General features: G+C 37.6%; 19 protein-coding genes. 15 read left to right on the top strand and 4 right to left on the bottom strand.

The window, feature by feature from the left end:
- The first annotated feature begins 3 nt into the window (after positions 1-3).
- From lpdA to NAG76_19125, 6 genes are all read left to right on the top strand, one after another.
- Positions 4-1422 (top strand): dihydrolipoyl dehydrogenase, encoded by a 1419-nt coding sequence (lpdA, locus tag NAG76_19150; protein ID URN93921.1) that lies wholly within the window; start codon positions 4-6, stop codon positions 1420-1422.
- Between the two features lie 155 nt (positions 1423-1577).
- Positions 1578-2069 carry an acyl-CoA thioesterase gene (locus NAG76_19145; GenBank protein URN93920.1) on the top strand — a complete coding sequence of 164 codons (492 nt, stop codon included), beginning with the start codon at positions 1578-1580 and terminating at the stop codon, positions 2067-2069.
- A 181-nt stretch (positions 2070-2250) separates the two neighbouring features.
- Complete coding sequence (locus NAG76_19140) at positions 2251-3207, top strand: thymidylate synthase (protein URN93919.1); 957 nt, start codon at positions 2251-2253, stop codon at positions 3205-3207.
- A gap of 240 nt (positions 3208-3447) precedes the next feature.
- On the top strand, positions 3448-3927 hold the full coding sequence (locus tag NAG76_19135; GenBank protein URN93918.1) for a DinB family protein: 480 nt from the start codon (positions 3448-3450) through the stop codon (positions 3925-3927).
- 134 nt (positions 3928-4061) lie between these two features.
- Positions 4062-4550, top strand: a complete 489-nt coding sequence (locus NAG76_19130; protein ID URN93917.1) for a dihydrofolate reductase — start codon at positions 4062-4064, stop codon at positions 4548-4550.
- 214 nt (positions 4551-4764) lie between these two features.
- Positions 4765-6252, top strand: a complete 1488-nt coding sequence (locus NAG76_19125; protein URN93916.1) for a glutamate synthase subunit beta — start codon at positions 4765-4767, stop codon at positions 6250-6252.
- Positions 6253-6555: 303 nt separating this feature from the next.
- Here the strand turns inward: NAG76_19125 and nikR are convergent, their stop codons facing one another.
- Complete coding sequence (gene nikR / locus NAG76_19120) at positions 6556-6969, bottom strand: nickel-responsive transcriptional regulator NikR (protein URN93915.1); 414 nt, start codon at positions 6967-6969, stop codon at positions 6556-6558.
- 58 nt (positions 6970-7027) lie between these two features.
- Between nikR and NAG76_19115 the strand changes: the two genes are divergently transcribed.
- The 7 genes from NAG76_19115 (at position 7028) to NAG76_19085 (ending at position 15766) form a co-directional block, all read left to right on the top strand.
- Entirely contained in the window at positions 7028-8107 is a 1080-nt protein-coding gene (locus tag NAG76_19115) for an iron ABC transporter permease (protein ID URN93914.1), read from the top strand.
- Positions 8108-8176: 69 nt separating this feature from the next.
- Positions 8177-8947 (top strand): heme ABC transporter ATP-binding protein, encoded by a 771-nt coding sequence (locus NAG76_19110; GenBank protein URN93913.1) that lies wholly within the window; start codon positions 8177-8179, stop codon positions 8945-8947.
- Positions 8948-8965: 18 nt separating this feature from the next.
- Complete coding sequence (locus NAG76_19105) at positions 8966-9955, top strand: ABC transporter substrate-binding protein (GenBank protein ID URN93912.1); 990 nt, start codon at positions 8966-8968, stop codon at positions 9953-9955.
- A 286-nt stretch (positions 9956-10241) separates the two neighbouring features.
- Positions 10242-10556, top strand: coding sequence for a hypothetical protein (locus tag NAG76_19100; GenBank protein ID URN93911.1), 315 nt, complete (start codon positions 10242-10244; stop codon positions 10554-10556).
- 88 nt (positions 10557-10644) lie between these two features.
- Positions 10645-11619, top strand: a complete 975-nt coding sequence (locus NAG76_19095; GenBank protein ID URN93910.1) for a hypothetical protein — start codon at positions 10645-10647, stop codon at positions 11617-11619.
- 40 nt (positions 11620-11659) lie between these two features.
- Complete coding sequence (locus tag NAG76_19090; protein URN93909.1) at positions 11660-14062, top strand: DNA topoisomerase 3; 2403 nt, start codon at positions 11660-11662, stop codon at positions 14060-14062.
- A gap of 474 nt (positions 14063-14536) precedes the next feature.
- Entirely contained in the window at positions 14537-15766 is a 1230-nt protein-coding gene (locus NAG76_19085; protein URN93908.1) for a lytic polysaccharide monooxygenase, read from the top strand.
- Between the two features lie 111 nt (positions 15767-15877).
- Here the strand turns inward: NAG76_19085 and NAG76_19080 are convergent, their stop codons facing one another.
- Together NAG76_19080 and NAG76_19075 are read right to left on the bottom strand one after the other, a co-directional pair.
- Complete coding sequence (locus tag NAG76_19080) at positions 15878-16600, bottom strand: HAD family hydrolase (protein URN93907.1); 723 nt, start codon at positions 16598-16600, stop codon at positions 15878-15880.
- Positions 16601-16703: 103 nt separating this feature from the next.
- Complete coding sequence (locus tag NAG76_19075) at positions 16704-16928, bottom strand: hypothetical protein (GenBank protein ID URN93906.1); 225 nt, start codon at positions 16926-16928, stop codon at positions 16704-16706.
- Positions 16929-17070: 142 nt separating this feature from the next.
- Between NAG76_19075 and NAG76_19070 the strand changes: the two genes are divergently transcribed.
- The gene (locus NAG76_19070; protein ID URN93905.1) at positions 17071-17796 is read left to right on the top strand and encodes an ATP-binding cassette domain-containing protein; all 726 of its coding nucleotides are present in this window, start codon (positions 17071-17073) and stop codon (positions 17794-17796) included.
- A 177-nt stretch (positions 17797-17973) separates the two neighbouring features.
- On the opposite strand, the gene NAG76_19065 is transcribed toward NAG76_19070, so the two are convergent.
- Complete coding sequence (locus NAG76_19065; GenBank protein URN93904.1) at positions 17974-18147, bottom strand: hypothetical protein; 174 nt, start codon at positions 18145-18147, stop codon at positions 17974-17976.
- A gap of 512 nt (positions 18148-18659) precedes the next feature.
- On the opposite strand from NAG76_19065, the gene NAG76_19060 reads away from it, so the two are divergent.
- Positions 18660-19340, top strand: coding sequence for a 4'-phosphopantetheinyl transferase superfamily protein (locus NAG76_19060; protein ID URN93903.1), 681 nt, complete (start codon positions 18660-18662; stop codon positions 19338-19340).
- Positions 19341-19361 lie beyond the last annotated feature (21 nt).

Raw genomic sequence — 19361 nt, 5'->3', positions numbered from 1 at the left:
GAGATGGTAGTAGGAGACGCTTCATTAGATATTGACACTTTAGTCATTGGTGCTGGTCCTGGTGGTTATGTAGCTGCTATTCGTGCTGCACAACTTGGACACAAAGTACTTTGTGTAGATAAAGGAACTGTTGGTGGTGTATGTCTTAACGTTGGATGTATCCCTTCTAAAGCTCTAATCTCAGCTTCTCATCAATATGAGAACGTTACTCACGCTTCAACTTTCGGTATCGAAGTTGGCGAAGCTAAAGTAGATTGGGCACAAGTTCAAAGTTTCAAAGACGGTATTGTTAATAAGCTTACTGGCGGCGTAGCTGCATTGCTTAAAGCAAACAAAGTTGAATATTTCAACGGCGAAGTAATGTTCATTAACCAAAACGAAGCTCGCGTATTTAACGATCAAGAAGCTCCGCGTTACCGTTTCAAAAACTGTATTATTGCGACTGGATCTCGTCCAATCGAACTTAAAGCTTTCCCTTACGGAGGACGTATCGTTTCTTCTACTGGAGCGCTTAAACTTCCTGAAATTCCTAAAAGCATCGTAGTTATTGGTGGAGGCTATATCGGTATCGAGCTTAGCCAAATGTACTCTAACTATGGTACTCAAGTAACTGTAATCGAAGGTTCTGATTCAATCCTTCCAGGATTTGATAAAGATGTTTCTGCTGTTGTTGCTAAGAAATTCAAAGGTAAAGGTGCTAACATCATTACTGGCGCACAAGCAAAAGCTGCAACTCAAACAGAAAACGATGTTACAGTAACTTATACTGTTGGTGATAAAGAAGAGTCAATTACTGCTGATTATCTTCTAGTAACTGTTGGTCGTCGTCCTAATACTGACGGTGAACTTGGTCTAGATCTAATCGATGTGAAAATGACTGATCGTGGTCTTATCGAAGTTGATGAATATGGTCGTACGAATATTCCTCATATCTATGCCATTGGTGATATTGTTCCTGGTCTTGCACTTGCTCACAAAGCAATGTATGAAGGACGTATCGCAGCTGAACATATGTCTGGTCTTGCTAGCGCTGTTGATTACAAATGTATCCCAGCAGTATGCTTCTCTGATCCAGAAATCGGTAGCGTAGGTATTAGTGAAGGCGAAGCAAAAGCACAAGGTCTTAATGTTAAAGTTGGTAAATTCAACTATGGCGTTAACGGTCGTGCAATGAGCTTGAATGCAACTGAAGGTTTTGTGAAACTTATCGGTGATGCTGAAACAGGTCTATTGCTAGGTGCTCAAATCGTTGGTCTTGAAGCTTCTAACTTGATTGCTGAGCTTGCTCTAGGAATCGAGATGGGTGCTACGATTGAAGATATCGCTCTTACAATCCATGCTCACCCTACACTTGGTGAAATCGTTCTTGATGCTGCTGAAATGCTTCTTGGACATCCGATTCATGCAATTGCAAAAAAATAATATACAATAATTAGTTTGACGACAGATTATTGTTTTCATTAAGGTTTCAAGTGACATATGATTGTATATGTTACTTGAAACCTTTTTCACATATAGATGTTATTCAACATATTTACTCGTGAATAATATTACTAAAAAAGAAACGAGGGACTACCATGGATTTGGAAAAAAAGACACCTGCGGATTCATTTACACTTATGACGCAACTTATATTTCCTTCTGACACGAACCACTATGATACGATGTTCGGTGGACGATTAATGGAATATATGGATAAAGCTGCGGCAATTGCGGCGATGAGACATGCGCGTACAAGATCAGTTACTGCTTCCATGGATAGTATTGACTTTCTAGCGCCGATCATGATTGGTGAAGTTATTGAAGTAAAAGCTTTTGTATCATGGACGCATCGTAGCTCTATGGAGATATATGTAACAGTAACTGCTGAAAATTTATTTACTGGGGAGAAGAAGCGCACGGTTAATGCATTCTTCACGTTTGTTGCATTAGGAGAGAATGGACGACCTGTTTCAGTTCCGCAACTTGAACCACAAACAGATTTTGAAAAACAATTATTTGAGCAGGCTCCAGAACGCCATGAATTGAGGAAAAAACGTAAACTAGATAGAAAAAATGAATTAAACTAACCTTAATTTATTCAAGGTGTTACTCTCGTTTATGGGCTGGATGCCTTTTTTTTTGAAGATAATAACTGTATTCTGTATGTTTTTAAAATTAGTTTGAGTAGATCATTCCTATAATGTTATAATAATGAGAATATGCTTTTTCAGTATCGAGAAGTTATGAAAAGTTTTAGGAGTGAGCGGAATGGTATCTAGCGAGCAAGCTTATTTGCAGCTATTAAAAGATGTTTTAGAAAAAGGCGAGAAGAAGGAAGATCGTACTGGTACTGGAACTATTTCATTATTTGGTTATCAAATGAGATTTCCATTAGGAGAAGGTTTCCCGTTACTAACGACAAAGCGTGTACCTTTTAAGCTTGTTGCTAGTGAGTTATTATGGTTTATTAAAGGTGATAGTAATATTCGTTATTTGTTAGAAAATAACAATAATATATGGAATGAATGGGCATTCAAACGTTGGATTGAATCCGATGAGTATACTGGACCGGATATGACTAACTTTGCCCATCGCGCGCTAGCGGACGAGCAATTTGCAGCGCAGTATGAGGAACAGTTAACATATTTCAAGCAGCAAGTATTATCAGACGATGTTTTTGCTGCGAAATACGGTGATCTTGGTAATGTATATGGTAAGCAATGGCGTGAGTGGAAAACAACATTAGGGGATGTTATTGATCAGTTATCCGACATCATAGCTACAATCAAAACTAATCCTGATTCTAGAAGATTAATTATATCTGCTTGGAATCCTGAAGATGTTCCAACGATGGCTTTGCCACCATGTCATACGATGTTCCAATTCTATGTATCAAATGGTAAGTTGAGCTGTCAATTGTATCAGCGTAGCGCAGATATCTTCTTGGGGATTCCTTTTAATATCGCTAGTTATGCGCTACTAACTCATCTAATCGCACATGAATGTGGTCTTGAGGTTGGTGACTTTATTCATACTTTAGGTGATGCCCATATTTATGTGAATCACTTGGAGCAAATCGAAACACAACTGTCTCGTGAACCAAGAGCATTACCAACTTTAGAATTAAATAAAGACAAGCAGTCAATCTTTGATTTCGAATTATCCGATATGCAAGTAGTCGGTTACGATCCTCACCCTACGATCAAAGCTCCTGTAGCTGTGTAGTTGACTGAGAAAACATACTTGAGATCAGTATGTAGAATATATGCATCTATAACAAGCCATCATTAAGCGACAGAGCATTCTGAGCTTTTAATGATGGCTTTTGATTTTCTTAAATTAGAAGATAATGTTAATAATTTCAATAAAATGCATAAAAACTTGCTTCTAGGGAATGCACAGTATAAAATAAGAACGTTAGTTCTTATTTTATACTGTGCATTCATTAAACAGGAGGTTATCAATATGATTAGTTTAAGCAAAGAAACGATTTTTAGATATAAAGATTTTATAGAGTGGACAGAGACACTAAGTGTTTTACAGGAAGATATATGGCTAAAACCAGTTGCTAAAGGAAAAGCATCGGTAAGAGAAATTATTTCGCATCTAACAAATTGGGATAATTACCTCATCTATTCAATTATACCAGCCGTTAGAAATGGGGAAGAGATGGTCTTCCCAGATTTCGATTCATTTAACGAAAAAGCTTATGAGTATGCTCGTTCGGGAATTTCTCGAAATCATCTACTAGACGAATTTAAGCAAACCCGTATTCAATTAGTAGAAATGCTGTTAGCTGATCTGGATCTTGCTGTTAAACATGTACCCGCAAACGGTGTGGCAATATGTCCACATACAAACACACCTTATTCCTTGCTTTACATTATCCACGAATTTATCGAACATGATATTCATCATAAAAATCAAATATTATCAGTAACCTGATTGTTCATACAAATTAGGCAGAGTTCTATTAGATGTCGTATAATATATTAGAAATAGATGAAGTACAAGGTATAGATGAAATACAAGAAACAGTTATAATAAATGAAATCGATGTTATATAGGGAGAGAATAATATGTCTTTAAGTTTAATTGTTGCAATGAGTCAAAATAATGCGATTGGTTTAGATAATAAAATGTTATGGCATTTGCCTGCCGAGCTTGCACATTTTAAGAGAACAACTATACATAAACCAGTGTTAATGGGTCGTAAAACGTTTGAATCTTTGGGCAAACCGCTACCCAATCGTACCAATATTGTACTAACAAGACAGCAGGGTCTTACAATAGAAGGCTGTGAAATTGTACACTCTGTAGAAGAGGCGATCGAAAAGTATGGAAATGAAGAACTAATGATTACTGGTGGGGCAGAGATTTATAAGCTGTTTATGCCATATGTTGATACGATGTATATAACAAAAGTTGATGTAAAAATTACAAATGCCGATGCATTTTTCCCATGCTATAATGAGAACGATTTTCACCTGATTAATAGCGAAACTGTACTAAAAGATGAGAAAAACAACTATGATTTTACAATTCATACTTATAATCGTGTGAAATAGTGCAAATGGTTGCTAGTTTCTCATTAAGATAAATTCATGCAAATAGTGCAAATGATTATGATGATAGTCCATTACGGAAAACGAGCTAAAAATGATAGCATTAGTGTAACGAATTAATATACACTACCTCACTTGAGGATTAATAAATATATCCATGCCTTCACTAATGAATGTTGTAATGGTAAGGGCTTTGGGATATTGGGGGAACGCTATCATGTCAATGCCAACTGGATTTATGGACTATCAAAGAGAAGTACCTACAGATCGTGATCCACTGAAACGTGTTAATGACTGGAAAGAGTTTCATAAACATATGCCAGAACAACAACTACAAACTCAAGGTGCTCGCTGCATGGATTGCGGTACGCCATATTGTCATACAGGAATAGAGATAGCAAATACAGTATCTGGTTGCCCTGTAAACAACCTAATTCCTGAGTGGAACAATCTTGTATACCGAGGGCAATGGAAAGAGGCTTTGAATCGTTTACACAAAACGAATAACTTCCCGGAATTTACTGGACGTGTATGCCCTGCTCCGTGTGAGGGCTCTTGCACAGTTGGTTTGATCGGCGATGCCGTTACAATTAAGACGATAGAAGAAGCAATTATTGAGCGTGGTTTTGAGGAAGGTTGGGTTGTTGCACAACCGCCTAAAGTTCGCACGGGTAAGAAAGTAGCAGTTGTTGGTTCTGGTCCTGCTGGATTAGCTACTGCAGCTCAATTGAATAAAGCTGGACACACGGTAACGGTATTCGAACGTGATGATCGTATTGGTGGATTATTAACATATGGTATCCCAACAATGAAACTTGAGAAACATGTTGTAGATCGTCGTGTTACGATATTGAAAGAAGAGGGTATCAATTTCGTTACGAACACAGAAATTGGTAAAGACATTCCTGCTGCAGAGCTTTTGAATCAATTTGATGCGGTTGTTCTTGCGCTAGGTGCTACAAAAGCAAGAAGTGTAACAATTGAAGGATCAGAGCTTAAAGGGATTTACCCTGCAATGGATTATTTGAATAGTACAATCAAAAGTTATTTAGATTCAAATCTTGATGATGGGAACTATATTTCCGCTAAAGGGAAAAATGTTGTTGTCATTGGGGGCGGCGATACTGGTACTGACTGTGTTGCTACTGCACTACGACATGGTTGTGAATCTATTGTTCAATTCGGTACAGTAGCAAAAGCGCCACTACAACGTGATGCTTCGAAAAACCCATGGCCTCAATTCCCTAATGTATATACGTTAGATTACGCACATGAGGAAGCAAAAGCAATATTCGGGGCAGATCCTCGTCAATTCTCTGTCCTTACGAAAAAATTCGTTGGTGACGAGCAGGGGAACTTGAAAGAACTTCATACTGTGAAAATCGAACGTTATATCGATGAGAATGGTAAAAAAATATACAAAGAACTTGAAGGAACAGAGCAAGTGTGGCCTGTTGATATTGCGCTAATAGCAATTGGATTTGAAGGTCCGGAGGCGACTATTATAGAGGAGTTAACACTTGCAACTGACAGCCGTTCGAATGTTAAAGCCCGTTATGGTGATTACAGAACGAACATTGATAAAGTATTTGCTGCAGGAGATGTTCGTCGTGGACAAAGTCTTGTTGTATGGGCGATCAACGAAGGTCGTCAAGCAGCTAAAGAAGTGGATAAGTATCTAATGGGAAGTTCAATGTTACCTTAAAGAAGTAGTTATAAAACAAACCTAATAAGGAAGTAATATTAGGAAGCAAGTTGGCATCGAATAGATGGTACAACAGGATGAAACAGTAAAGAGTTAGTTCGATAACTAGCTTTTTACTGTTTTTTTATAGGTGTATCCAAAAAGATCCGTAATATCATATAAGATATTACGGATCTTTTTGAAATAAAACTATACTCATGCACAATTTAATTGATTTTGTAAATATGTAAGGATAATTGGTTGTGCAATTTCTGTAGTAATTTACATAACAATATGATAAAATTCAGATGTCAGTAACACGAATTAACTCAAAGGTGACACGGTTAATTTGCCATAGAAAACACCCTTTAGGGCAATTAATTGATCACTTAATTGCTTTAATTGATGTGCTAATCCTTTGACAACGATAACTTCTAGACAATTATTGTGATCAATGTGAAGATGCGTTGTCGTTAAGATTTGATCATGGTAATCATGTTGAATATTCATCATTTCATTAACTAGTCCATTTTGATGATGAGCATAAAATAATAGTATTGTTCCTGCTACATATTCACTATTATCTGAATAAGTCTGTTGCAGTATTGCTTCTCTCACGAGATCGCGAATCGCTTCTGAGCGATTTTGATAACTTCTTTGTTCTACTAGATCATCGAATTTTTGTAATAATTTCTCATCCATTGAAACACCAAAACGAGTTAATTTGTTATTGTCCATATTGATTACCTCTTTCTAGTTAATAATGTAGATATTGTGAAAGGAAAGGAATTACATAATGACCGGAAGTCATCTTACTTCAAATCGTTTACTTCGAGCAAAGCAAAAAGCTACAAATGTGAGATTTATTATTATTGTATTGGCAATCGTAGCTCTTGCGTCAATATTATTGGCCATTGGAATCGGTCCTGTCTCGGTTGCTCCAAAAACTGTGTTGCAAATTTTAATAAGTAAAATACCGTATCTTACAGACTTTATTCCGGAAAACTGGACATTACTAGAGCAAAACATCGTATGGGGATTGCGATTTCCTCGCGTTCTGCTAGGAATGATTGTAGGCGCTTCACTTGCAGTTACGGGTGTGGCGATGCAAGCTCTAGTGCGAAATCATTTGGCAGATCCATTTATTTTAGGAGTATCTTCTGGTGCTTCTGCTACAGCAACACTGGGCATGCTTTTTGGTGTATTCGCATTTTTAGGTAGTTATGCATTACCGATCAGTGCATTCCTCGGTTCAGCTATAACGATTATTATAGTATATACGATTTCTAGAGTAAAAGGGAGAATCAACATTACTCAGTTATTACTTTCAGGTGTTGCTTTAGCGATGATTATGGATGCTATAAAAAATGTTATTACGCTTAGTGCACCTAATGCACTGGGTATTCATAATGCAACGTTTTGGTTGTCTGGAAGCTTGGCAGGAGCGCGTTGGGGGTATCTAACTTTACCTTTTGTGACAATGCTCGTATGTGTCATCATTTTGATGATTAACTATCGTTCGTTAAATGCATTATTACTTGGAGATGAGACCGCTGGTACTTTGGGATATGATGTGCGTGTAATGCAAAAGGTATTAATCTTGGTAGCATCGTTATTAGCGGGAACGACGATAGCGGTAAGTGGTTCAATTGGTTTTGTAGGATTGATGGTACCGCATATTGCACGTTTGTTAGTAGGTTCGGATCATCGAAAAGTACTCCCGATTAGTGCGCTTATGGGGGGAATCCTTGTAGTATGGACAGATGTTGTGGCTAGAATTGTCATTGCACCGGGGGAATTACCACTTGGTATATTGACTGCTTTAATCGGTGGTCCATTCTTCATTTGGTTATTGAAGAAAAATTCAAAGGCGTAAACTAAGAAATAAAGTCGTATAGGTTGACAGTTTTGATCAATTAACGACGTGATGTTGTAGGAGGTTGGAATGAGACTGCAGGTTGAGCGATTAAGCTATAGTTACGGCGAACAGGCAATAATAGATGATATTTCCATTCATGTCGCTGCTGGTGAATTTGTAGGTATCGTTGGGCCGAATGGGAGTGGTAAATCGACACTTTTGAAGAATTTGTATCGAGCACTGAAGCCAGACACAGGGACGATATTACTTGATGGCGACGATTATAAAATGTTAAACACGAAAAAAATAGCACAAAAAATAGGGGTAGTCGGACAAGAACATACGATACCTTTTGACTTCAATGTTGATGAAATTGTTGCGATGGGCAGAAGTCCATATAAGAAACTATTCGATGTGGATACGAAAGTAGATCAAGAAATTGTAGAGCAAGCTTTACATAATGTTGGTCTCACTCATCTCGCAAAAACGAATTATTTAGATTTATCAGGTGGAGAGAAACAACGTGTCATTATTGCTCGAGTTCTAGCGCAACAAACCAACTTTCTTATGTTAGATGAGCCAACGAATCATTTGGATATACAGTATCAATTGCAAATGTTCGATCTAATTAAAGGTCTGAAGTTAACTGTAGTGTCAGCGATCCATGATTTGAATCTTGCAGCGCTTTATTGCGATCGTATCTATGTCATGAAGAATGGACAGATATTCACTTCAGGTACGCCAGAAGAAGTACTAACTTCAGAATTATTAGGTGAGGTGTTTGGCATTCGAACACATATTATTGTTCATCCGTTAACTAAGAAGATTAGTATTACTTATTTACCAGCTAGTATATAGAGATAAGGGGATAAGAGTATGAAACTTAGAAAAATTGCATTAATGTTAAGTTCTATCGTATTAGTGGGGGCGTTGGTTGGCTGTACGGGAAATAACTCTAAAGTTAATAATGGTTCAAAAGTAAATGAGTCCGATGAAGGACAAGCTGAGTTTACGCCTTTAACGATTAACAATTATGGTAGAGAATTATCGATTACGCAGAAGCCTTCCAAAGTACTAACATTAGGCCCTAATACAACGGAATTGTTCATCGCTTTAGGATTATCACAATATATTATCGGAAATAGTTTAGACAATCATAGTAGAGGAGCTCTACCTGCCTATGAAGAAGAGTATGAGAAAATTCCCGAATTAACGTATGGACCTGCTACGCGTGAAGCAGTACTAACAAGTGGCGCAGATTTTGTATATGGGATCGACTGGGAATTTGGTGAAGAAGCTATCGATATCAATGAATTAGAAGAGTACGGTATGACTACTTATGTGAACAGTGCGACTACATTAGAACAAATGTATCAAGAAATTCGTGATATTGGTGCCATATTCCAAATTAATGAGGCTGCAGAAGCATTTATTAAAGATCAAGAAGATAGAATGTCACAAATCAAAGAAGTCGTTGCTGACCAAGAGCCAGTTAAAGTACTTGTCTACGATAGTGGTGGTAATGGTGTCTTTACCGCTACAGGAACAAATTTTGAGACATTATTAATCGAACTTGCTGGTGGTAAAAACATTTTTGATGATATTACTGACAAGCAATGGTCTACAGTTAGTTATGAGGAAATATTAGCAAGACAGCCAGATGTCATCTTAATCCATGATTATGATGTGCCTGCGCTTGAACAGAAATTGCTTGAAATTAATAGTGACCCTGTCCTTTCACAATTAGAGGCACTCAAAGAAGAGCGATTTGTAACGATCTCATTGGAGAGTGTATTGCCTGGTGATAGAATGGCGTATACAGTTGAGACGTTAGCAAAAGGGTTTTATCCGGAATTGTTTGAATAATAATTAAAGATGTGAATAAATGTTAATTGATATTCTATAATGTTCAATGATATCCATAGATGTTCAATAAAGTTAAAAGATGATTGCAAAGCGAGGGATGACAATTCCTCGCTTTTTTTATGGTTAATTTATTATGTGATCAGATTAGATTGTATTAGTAAAGATGTATGTTACTAAGGATAAGCAAGAGCGTATTAATATGTTGTATGATCTCTAAGTACTTGTCCATACAGAGCTAATTTATGATAAAATATGATTATATTGTGTTCATTAAGGAGATTACTGCTTGATTAAATACGGATTAGATACTATAGAAGAGTTGAAATTTATTACATATGATATACATATTGAGAAAAGAGATCAACAGTGGGTTGATATTAATCTCGTTCCAATAGTATTGGAAAGTACGCCAATCCCCACTGATCTGATCGACTTTAATATTCTAGTTATCTGTTCACATGAAGGTACTATTGCGCAGATGGTTTCACAGGATGTTGGTTGTGATTGTGAATATCAACTGACTTTCTCTGAAAAAGAGCAGGTACGACAATATATTGAGTCAGACCAGGTCCAGTTACGGATTGCAAAAGCCGTACAATAGAGAAAAGTTTAGAGGTAGTTCAAAAAGCGGACTTTGATAACTGAAAGTGAATATAAATACTGTTGGAGAAATGAGGCTGAAGCTGTTTATGGAGCAAAGTAGTGTTCTATCGCTTGATTCAGTGGATCGCATACGGTTCTATGTTAAACACAAATATGCACATTTACCCCAAGAGAAACATGCTGAAATCGTTGCAGATGCTATTGTAAAGGTTATTGAGCGTCAGTTGCCATCATATCATCCAGAATTAAAACGTCAGATTACGAATCAGTTGATTGAACAAGTCGTTATTCCGCAGAAACGTCCAGTCTCGCTCTTAGACATTGATCAGGCTTGTAGTCAAGCATCGTTAACGAACGAAGAATTTGATTTACTCCGTAATTGGAGATCAGAGAAAGGCGTAACAACGGATACAGATACAAGTAAGTGGTCGTTGTGGAATGAAGTAACAAAACTCATTAACGAACATCAGAAAAGTGTAGGCTACGGACTAGCTTGTATTGTACTTATCGCTGCTGTTAGTATGTACACCTATTTTTCACCTGCCATTATAAAGGACAAGCAAACTGCGAATAAGGTAACCAATCAAAGTGCAACTATCGAAACTACGGAAGTATTAGCTTATAATGAACTACCGTCTTCTTTTCAATATACAACATTTGATGAGTCGTTATTGATTCAATATTTGAATGGGCGGAATTCTATGCTCGTTGATGAACCTTACTATACAGCTATTATGGATACTGCCAAACAATTCAATATCCATCCAGTTCTTCTGTTCGCAATTACAGGTCAGGAACAAGGGTTTGTAAGTCGTGATAATGAACGAGCGGAAGAAATTGCTAATAATCCTTTTAATGTATTTCATAGTTGGGAAGATTATAATACGACAATCGAAGATTCGACTGCCATTGCTGCTCGAACTCTTGTAAATTTAAGTAAGGATCGTCCTAAAGATATCGATCCGATCGTTTGGATTAATCGTAAATATGCAGAAGACCCGAATTGGTCAACTGGAGTAAATAGCTTATTCACTACCATGATTAATTATATTAATGATTAACAACATTAATTATTAGTGAATGAATCATGAAGGAGTTATTATGAAGACATTAATTATAGCCGAAAAACCTGATATGGGTCGAAATATTGCTGCTGCTATTGAGCCGAAAGCGAAAAATATGCGTAGTTATTTAGAAGGTGACACATATATTATCTCTTGGGCGATTGGTCATTTAGTTGGATTAGCAGAACCAGACGCTTATGATGATCGATATAAAAAATGGAATATTTCTCATTTACCAATTATACCTGAGCAATTCAAATTAATAGCAAATAAGCGAACAGCTGATCAATTGAAAGTGATAAAAGAACTAGCACAACGTTGTGATCATATTGTCAATGCTTGTGATGCGGGGCGAGAAGGACAATATATCTTCTCGCTTATTCAACGGTACTTAAAGTTGAATCATCCTGTCCAGCGGTTATGGATTTCAGATTTAACTGCTGAAACGATCCGTAAAGGATTTCAAGAGTTACGTTCGGAATCTGAATATTATAATCTTACGCTAGCAGCATCTGCTCGAAGCGAAGCGGATTGGCTTATCGGTATGAATGGAACTAGAGCATTTACAACGAAACATAATGAATTAATGTCTGTTGGTAGAGTTCAAACACCAGTACTAGCATTAATCTATGATCGTGAAGCTGAAATAGCAAAATTTGATTCATTAACATTTTTTGATGTTGAAGCTCAGTTCCAACAAGAAGAAACAAACTATAAAGGGCTTTGGCAAGGTGACCGGATTACAGAAAAAGAAAAAGCTGACGCAATCGTTTCCGATGTGAAAGGGAAGCGAGGGGTAATAGAGTCCTATGAAGCGAAAGAAATTAAGGAATACCCTCATCGATTGTATGATCTGACATTATTGCAACGTGAGGCGAATAGTAAGCTTAATTTCTCTGCTAAGAAAACACTAGATATTGCTCAAAGTTTATATGAAAAGCATAAAGTAATAACTTACCCGCGTACGAATTCTAACTATGTAACAGAACAAAATATACCAGAGATGCATAAAGCACTTAGTGCATTACAAAATACAAGTTACGGTCAATGGGTACAACAAAGTGATCGGTCGCTCGTACATATTGGTAATAAATCGATTTGTAATCCTGCAAAAGTAGAAGACCATCATGCGATCATGCCAACGGTACGTAAAGCGACTTCACTCTCAGCAGATGAACAAAAGCTATATGATCTTGTCGTGCGTAGATTTCTGTCCCAATTCTTTCCGCCTGCAAGGTATACGGGACATACTGTTCTTACAAAAGTGGAAAAGCACTTATTCAAAAGTAATATGAAGCAGTTGTTAGAACTTGGATGGAAAGTGATTTACAACGATCAGAATCAAGAAGCGGCAACGAAGCGAAAGAAAGCTAATGCAGATAGTGATGAACAAGAAGAAGTAACTGAACTTGATCAACCATTCGAGTTGAATGCGGATGCTGATGTGTTATGCAAAACAGCAATAGCAAGAGAGAAAGCAACAAAGCCACCAAAGTCATATACAGAAGGAACGCTTCTAAGAGCTATGGAGAGTGCAGGGAAGCAGATCGAAGATGATGAAATGCGTGAGGCTATGAAAGATTCTGGACTCGGCACACCGGCAACTCGTGCTTCGACGATCGAGAGATTGAAGACAGTAGGCTATATTACGATGGTTGGTAAGAAGATAACGATTGCGAACAAAGGGAAAATCGCTATAGAACTCATTCGCGGAGCGGGTGTAGAGCTTCTAACTTCACCTGAAATGACCGGAATGTGGGAGAAACGATTGAATGATATTGCTCGCGGAAACGCATCGAATGAGCAATTTATGAATAATGTGAAGAAGTTTGCTACGATGATCGTTGATAAAGTACGGGTGCAACCGATGGTAGCCAAATCTTCATTCGAGAAACAGGAAGCTGCTACGAAACGAACACGGAGCACCAAAAAAGCGGATGCTGATAAAACGGAGACAAAAGAGGTTAAACCTCGTACTAGAAAAACAGCAGTAAAGGATCCCGAAGCTACAAAAACGACTCGCTCACAAGCTGCATCAGCAGCTAGTCGCTCAAAGGCTGAAACATCAGCAAGTCAGGTTAATGCAATTGGGCAAGCTACAATAACTACTAGAGATAAAGCTGCGAGCGCAACGAGTGGCTTACAATTGATTACTTCTTGCCCTAGAGTAGGCTGTGGTGGACAGTTATTCATGGGACGCAAAGATTATGGCTGTTCTCATTATCGTTCAGGGTGCTCCGTTATCATTAGACGAGACGTGTTCGGACATTCTATTACACCACACGATCTTAAGACATTGATTAAGAGCGGCTCTACTCCAACCTTGAAGCTGTATACTCCTGGTGGTGAGCATGTGGACGGTTGCATTGTGTTAGTCAATCGTAATACAGGAGAATTATCAATAGATATGAAAGCCAATGGTATCGATTCAAATGATTGATTAGAGAAAGATCAGCAACGAGATGTGTTGCTGATCTTTCTTTTGTATTTACTGAGAAATTATAGTACAGGTATAATGGCTTGTTTGTTGCGTGGGGAAAAAATGTTGGAATATATCTTAGTTCAAATTATTTATTATTTTAATTTCATTTTTTGAAATTGAGTCACTTTAGACCTTCAAATTGTGAAATTACTAGGCGAATATAACTAATCAAATTTTGACGAATGCAATTTCAAATTAGTTCATAAGACATTATGTTTTCAAAAAATCATTGCACAGTATCTTAAATCTTAGATAAGTGTAAATCTCAGAATACTTACATAAAGTTCGTGAAAAGCACTTCATACCTATATGAAAAATTCGAAATAATGGTAGTATGTAAACGTGGTCATAAGCATTATTTTCCAGATAAACTTCCAAAATTGACCATTAAATATTATGTTTCAAAAATACTATTGAAAAAGGAGAGTTATAATGACGATTCAAAGTTTAAATCCTCGTGTATTTTCCAAAGTAAAAGCACTAATGGTAGGTTTTTCTGCATTGGTAATTTGTTTCTTAATCTCTATCGTATTTGCAGAAATGGCTTCCGCTCACGGTTATATCGAAGGACCTAATAGCCGGTCATATATGTGTAAGCTAGGTGAAAACACGAATTGTGGTAGTGTGCAATATGAACCACAGAGTATCGAAACAACTGGAAACTTCCCGACAAACGGTCCTGCAGACGGTCAAATCGCGGGTGGAGGAATCTTCAAGGAACTTGATGAACAAACATCAGATCGTTGGAAAAAAGTAACTCTTCAAACTGGATTGAATACGTTTACATGGAAGCTTACTGCTGCTCATGCAACAGAAAATTGGAAATATTACATTACAAAAGCAGACTGGGATCCTAATCAACCGTTAGGTCGCGATGATATTGAACTGTTCTGTGAATTTTATGATGAAGGAGCTAGACCAGACTTTACAACATCACATGAATGTAATATCCCTACTGATCGTACAGGTTATCACCTAATTCTTGGAGTATGGGATATCTGGGATACGCCGATGGCTTTCTATCAAGTTATCGATGCTAACATTGTGAGCAGTGGTGCAACACAAGGACCTAGCGTGCCTGCAAATGTTAGTGCAGCTAGCAAAACTGATACAAGTATTTCGCTGAAATGGACTGCTTCTACAGCAACAACAGGTATTGCTAATTATGAAATTTATCGTAATGGCAATCTAGTAGGAACAACTACAACAAATTCTTATGTAGATCAAGGGTTAACTGCCAATACAGCATATGCGTACACTGTGAGAGCTGTTGATGGATCAGGTGCGAAATCACAAGCTTCTCCAGTCGTAACTATTACTACAGCAGCGGAAAATGGTGGAAACAATGGTGGCACTAATCCAGAGTGGAGTTCTACTGCGGTTTATTTAGTTGGAGCTAAGGTACAATATAACGGTGCTACTTATCAAGCTAAATGGTGGACACAAAATGAGACACCTGGCCAGTCGGCAGTATGGCAATTAGTTAGTGAATCTAGTGGTGGTGAGTCAGGTGGAGGCGAAGGCAGTCAACTACCTGAATGGGTTTCTACAAAAGTGTATGTTGGCGGAGATAAAGTCCAATATAACGGTGTTTCCTATGAAGCTAAATGGTGGACACAAAATGAAAATCCTAGTAATGCTGCTGTATGGAAAAAAATCTAATACCCGATTAATAATTCAACCTCTATAATTGTATAGGGAAAAGAAAAGATCAGTGACATTAAGTCACTGATCTTTTTACGTGCGTAAACTACAAGAATGATCTTAGAAAGATTAATAGCGTGAAATGAATGGTGGAATTTGTTGCAACGATTGAACGGATAAAAATTGACCCTTAGGCTCAACATTAACATCTATAATATTGTAGCACCATTCATCGGGAACAACGACATGTATAGCGTGGATTCCAGCGGATAATGCAGGCACAATATCGTTGCGAATGGAGTTTCCGATCATCCAAGTACGCTCACGTTCAAATGAATTTGCGGTAAGTAGTTCATCTAAAGCTGCAATATTTTTTAACTGACGAATATATATGCGATCATCAAAGTATCGATCTAGAGACATATCTTGTATTTTACGTAATTGAATCTTTTGCTCACCACCAGTATAGAGGTGAAGTTGATGTCCTTGCTCGGTTAATTGTTTCAACGTGTCTTCCATATGAGGATAAGCTTCCGTTTCATGTCCATATACAGCACGTCCAAGTTTTTGAAGAGTATCGATCTCTATAGGTGAGGAAGCGCGACCAATTAATTGGCAATAATGATAATAAGTTTCAATAAATGATTGAGGAAAATGTTCGCTCTTGAAGCCACTCTCAGCAATAAGTAATGTATCTAACTGAGTTTGCTTAGTTTTCACTTCATCAATGGTTACCATAGGATGATTGAACCAACTTACCACTTGTTCAGCAAATTTATCTATAGCTCGAAAGAAGTAACGGTTACAATAGATTAATGTATCATCAAGATCAAACAAAATTTGTTGCGACATAATATGAAAACTCCTTATCTACATGGATGCTTGTAAGTTCAATCTACCCCATTGGAGCGATTCAGTCAATGAATAAGGAACTATATTACCATAAATGACACTATTATGCATGACGTTGTTGGCACTCTAATAGTTTGTTCTTGATATAGGAAATACGACGCTGTACATAGAAATCTTTACTTTCTCGATGTAATTCTGAAGGCTTAACTTGCTCACCAGTATCATTATTTTCAATTGTTAGTCTACCATCATCAAAAAAAGTGAAAGTAAGATCTCGTTGAGGCGGGAATTTCTCTACGAAACGAAAATGTTGACGATTGGAATGCATGTTAATCAAGCCTCCTAATAATGAATTATTAGAACATGTGTTCTGATAATATTATACCAAACATTTGTTCGTATGGAAAGTGTTGTTTTTTTAACGTAAACTAGTAGTATAAGCGTTTGCATAAATGGGAAGGATGCGAAAAATGTTAAGAATACAAAAACTATCTAAATCAATTCCTGGTGGTCCAAAATTGTTAAAAAATATTACTTTCGATGCTTATGAAGGTGATTTCATAGCGATCAAAGGTGCAAGCGGAAGCGGAAAATCTACATTGTTGAAATGTCTCGCACTTCAACAAAACTGGACATCTGGCAAATATATATTTAATGGGAAAAATGTATTTGAAGGTGGATTCGGTGCAAAGTTTAAAGTTAAGCGAGAAGTAGCGTACTTAGAAGAAAAGCCATTTCTGTTTCCTGATAAGACAGCTTTGAAGAACGTTATTATCGGTGCGGTTGGTCAGACCCCTGCGTGGAGACGTTGGACAGGCATGGTTCGTAATGACGATTATATGGGCGCAATGGATATGATTGAGAAACGCGGATTGCTAGATAAGGCTAAGATGAAAGCGAAAAATCTTAGTGGTGGTGAGCAACAGCGTATTGCAATTGCAAGAGCTTTAGTTCATGGTGCTAAAGTAATCGTAGCGGATGAACCTGTTGCAGGACTTGATCCACACGCAGCAGAATTAGTATTAGCTGAATTGAAGGCACTATGTAAAGAACAAGGGATTATCGTTATTGCAGTTCTTCATCAAGGGGATTGGGCAGAAAGATATGCCGATCGTGTCATTGGTCTAAATGGCGGAGAATTGGTGGTTGATGTGTATGGGAGAAGACTTACAGAAAGAGAAAAGAACCTGATATAGGTAGTTCAAAACATCCACTCGTGATCACGATGAGTTGCTAACGTGGCTTAGTCGGCTGCGAATATGCCCCCCATCGAAAGCCTGTGTGTGCTCGTGTACCAATAACGTACACTGTGCTACTCGTTTCCGCTGTGGGTCATCTTCTTGGTGCTGACAAGCGAATGTTTTGAACCTTCATTATAAGTGGTAGTTCAAAATGCGTGCTTTGATAACGATGGGTATGCTTCGAGGATTACTCGACATCGCATCTGAAGCGAACTTGGCAAGTACGGTTCGCATGTACCAACCACGTACATTTGCGCTTCCGCCTTGCTCAAGTAACGCTTCACCTGCTCGGTTCTGAAAGCCCACATTTTGAACCTTTTTTTTAAGCCTCGTGCAAGGGCAGTGGTCGCTCGTGTCCGCAGGCGGACACGTTGCTGGGTATTGTTACAAAGCCTTGCGCTTCCGTTTTGCTTAAGTAGCATATTCGGGATTGTTTAAGAACTTATTCATACACGCAATGGACGCAACTTTAGGGGGTTCCTCTGAGGTTGCGTTTTTAATTTTCCATACTAATCTACTGGATGTTTTTGATTGCATGGATCTTTTTGATTAGGTATATAGCCCCACGCTCCAACCTTATTCCTAGAAATATCGATAAAACGTTTCAAGATCTAGTATACTAGGCTCTATCATTTCTTATAGCTCGGGAATGCAAATACTTGCTCCTATGTCTTCGCAATTTCCAATATCCGTTGATCGAGTATGTATATTCTAGTAAGATGGAATATCGTATACAATGTCATATGACGTAGCTGCTATTATCTTACTTAAGCTATGAATAATAATAGAATGAAATTCAAAAGTAGGAGGAAGATCAATTGAACGAAATCAATTTGTATGTAGTGCCAGTAGGAGAGAGATTTGATAGGAGTAAGCTCGAACGGGATCTTAGTCTGTTAGATGAAGATGAGTTAATGGTCTATCATCGCTATCAAGTAGAATTCAAAAAAACGGAGTTTTTGCTTGGACGTATTGTGTTAAAAACACAGCTTGCTCTGCGATTAGGCTGTGATCCGCATGATATTCATTTTATTAAAAATAAATATGGCAAGCTATTTCTCCCTGACCATTATTACAAAAATAATAATAAAATATTTTTTAACCTTTCGCATTCGAACAAAGTAATCGTTTGCGCGATTACGACAATTGGCGACATTGGTGTAGACGTAGAGCATATTGTTAAAGATCATATGGTTGTCATGCCTCGAGTATTTGATGAAATAGAAATGGGTTATGTCAATACGCAACTTATCGAGGAGGAGAGATTCAAAGCGTTTTTTATGCTTTGGACGAGAAAGGAAGCACATATTAAAGCAAAGGGGATGGGGTTTTCTTTATCGCCTTTGTCCTTTGCTGTGCCCCTTCAGTTTGGACGAGTATTACAGGGAGAATGGGAATACTACACCTTTCAGCCATTAGAGGGCTATATGCTTTCAACTGCTATCGAAAATTTTTCTGGAGATTATATACAATATCATGTTCAAAATATAGAATATTAACGGTTAAACAGTTATTTTTTT

It is taken from the genome of Candidatus Pristimantibacillus lignocellulolyticus, assembly GCA_023639215.1.
GTDB classification, from domain to species: domain Bacteria; phylum Bacillota; class Bacilli; order Paenibacillales; family Paenibacillaceae; genus Pristimantibacillus; species Pristimantibacillus lignocellulolyticus.
The sequence above is the reverse complement of the archived record's forward strand: the minus strand, read 5'-3'. Positions and strand labels throughout refer to the sequence as shown.

What these genes read in the sequence shown, in the direction of transcription:
- lpdA (URN93921.1), top strand. Translation starts at nt 4, where the DNA reads ATGGTAGTAGGAGACGCTTCATTAGATATTGACACTTTAGTCATTGGT.
- NAG76_19105 (URN93912.1), top strand. Translation starts at nt 8,966, where the DNA reads ATGAAACTTAGAAAAATTGCATTAATGTTAAGTTCTATCGTATTAGTG.
- NAG76_19115 (URN93914.1), top strand. Translation starts at nt 7,028, where the DNA reads ATGACCGGAAGTCATCTTACTTCAAATCGTTTACTTCGAGCAAAGCAA.
- NAG76_19090 (URN93909.1), top strand. Translation starts at nt 11,660, where the DNA reads ATGAAGACATTAATTATAGCCGAAAAACCTGATATGGGTCGAAATATT.
- NAG76_19125 (URN93916.1), top strand. Translation starts at nt 4,765, where the DNA reads ATGTCAATGCCAACTGGATTTATGGACTATCAAAGAGAAGTACCTACA.
- NAG76_19095 (URN93910.1), top strand. Translation starts at nt 10,645, where the DNA reads ATGGAGCAAAGTAGTGTTCTATCGCTTGATTCAGTGGATCGCATACGG.
- nikR (URN93915.1), bottom strand. Translation starts at nt 6,969, where the DNA reads ATGGACAATAACAAATTAACTCGTTTTGGTGTTTCAATGGATGAGAAA.
- NAG76_19140 (URN93919.1), top strand. Translation starts at nt 2,251, where the DNA reads ATGGTATCTAGCGAGCAAGCTTATTTGCAGCTATTAAAAGATGTTTTA.
- NAG76_19135 (URN93918.1), top strand. Translation starts at nt 3,448, where the DNA reads ATGATTAGTTTAAGCAAAGAAACGATTTTTAGATATAAAGATTTTATA.
- NAG76_19075 (URN93906.1), bottom strand. Translation starts at nt 16,928, where the DNA reads ATGCATTCCAATCGTCAACATTTTCGTTTCGTAGAGAAATTCCCGCCT.
- NAG76_19145 (URN93920.1), top strand. Translation starts at nt 1,578, where the DNA reads ATGGATTTGGAAAAAAAGACACCTGCGGATTCATTTACACTTATGACG.
- NAG76_19130 (URN93917.1), top strand. Translation starts at nt 4,062, where the DNA reads ATGTCTTTAAGTTTAATTGTTGCAATGAGTCAAAATAATGCGATTGGT.
- NAG76_19110 (URN93913.1), top strand. Translation starts at nt 8,177, where the DNA reads ATGAGACTGCAGGTTGAGCGATTAAGCTATAGTTACGGCGAACAGGCA.
- NAG76_19085 (URN93908.1), top strand. Translation starts at nt 14,537, where the DNA reads ATGACGATTCAAAGTTTAAATCCTCGTGTATTTTCCAAAGTAAAAGCA.
- NAG76_19070 (URN93905.1), top strand. Translation starts at nt 17,071, where the DNA reads ATGTTAAGAATACAAAAACTATCTAAATCAATTCCTGGTGGTCCAAAA.
- NAG76_19080 (URN93907.1), bottom strand. Translation starts at nt 16,600, where the DNA reads ATGTCGCAACAAATTTTGTTTGATCTTGATGATACATTAATCTATTGT.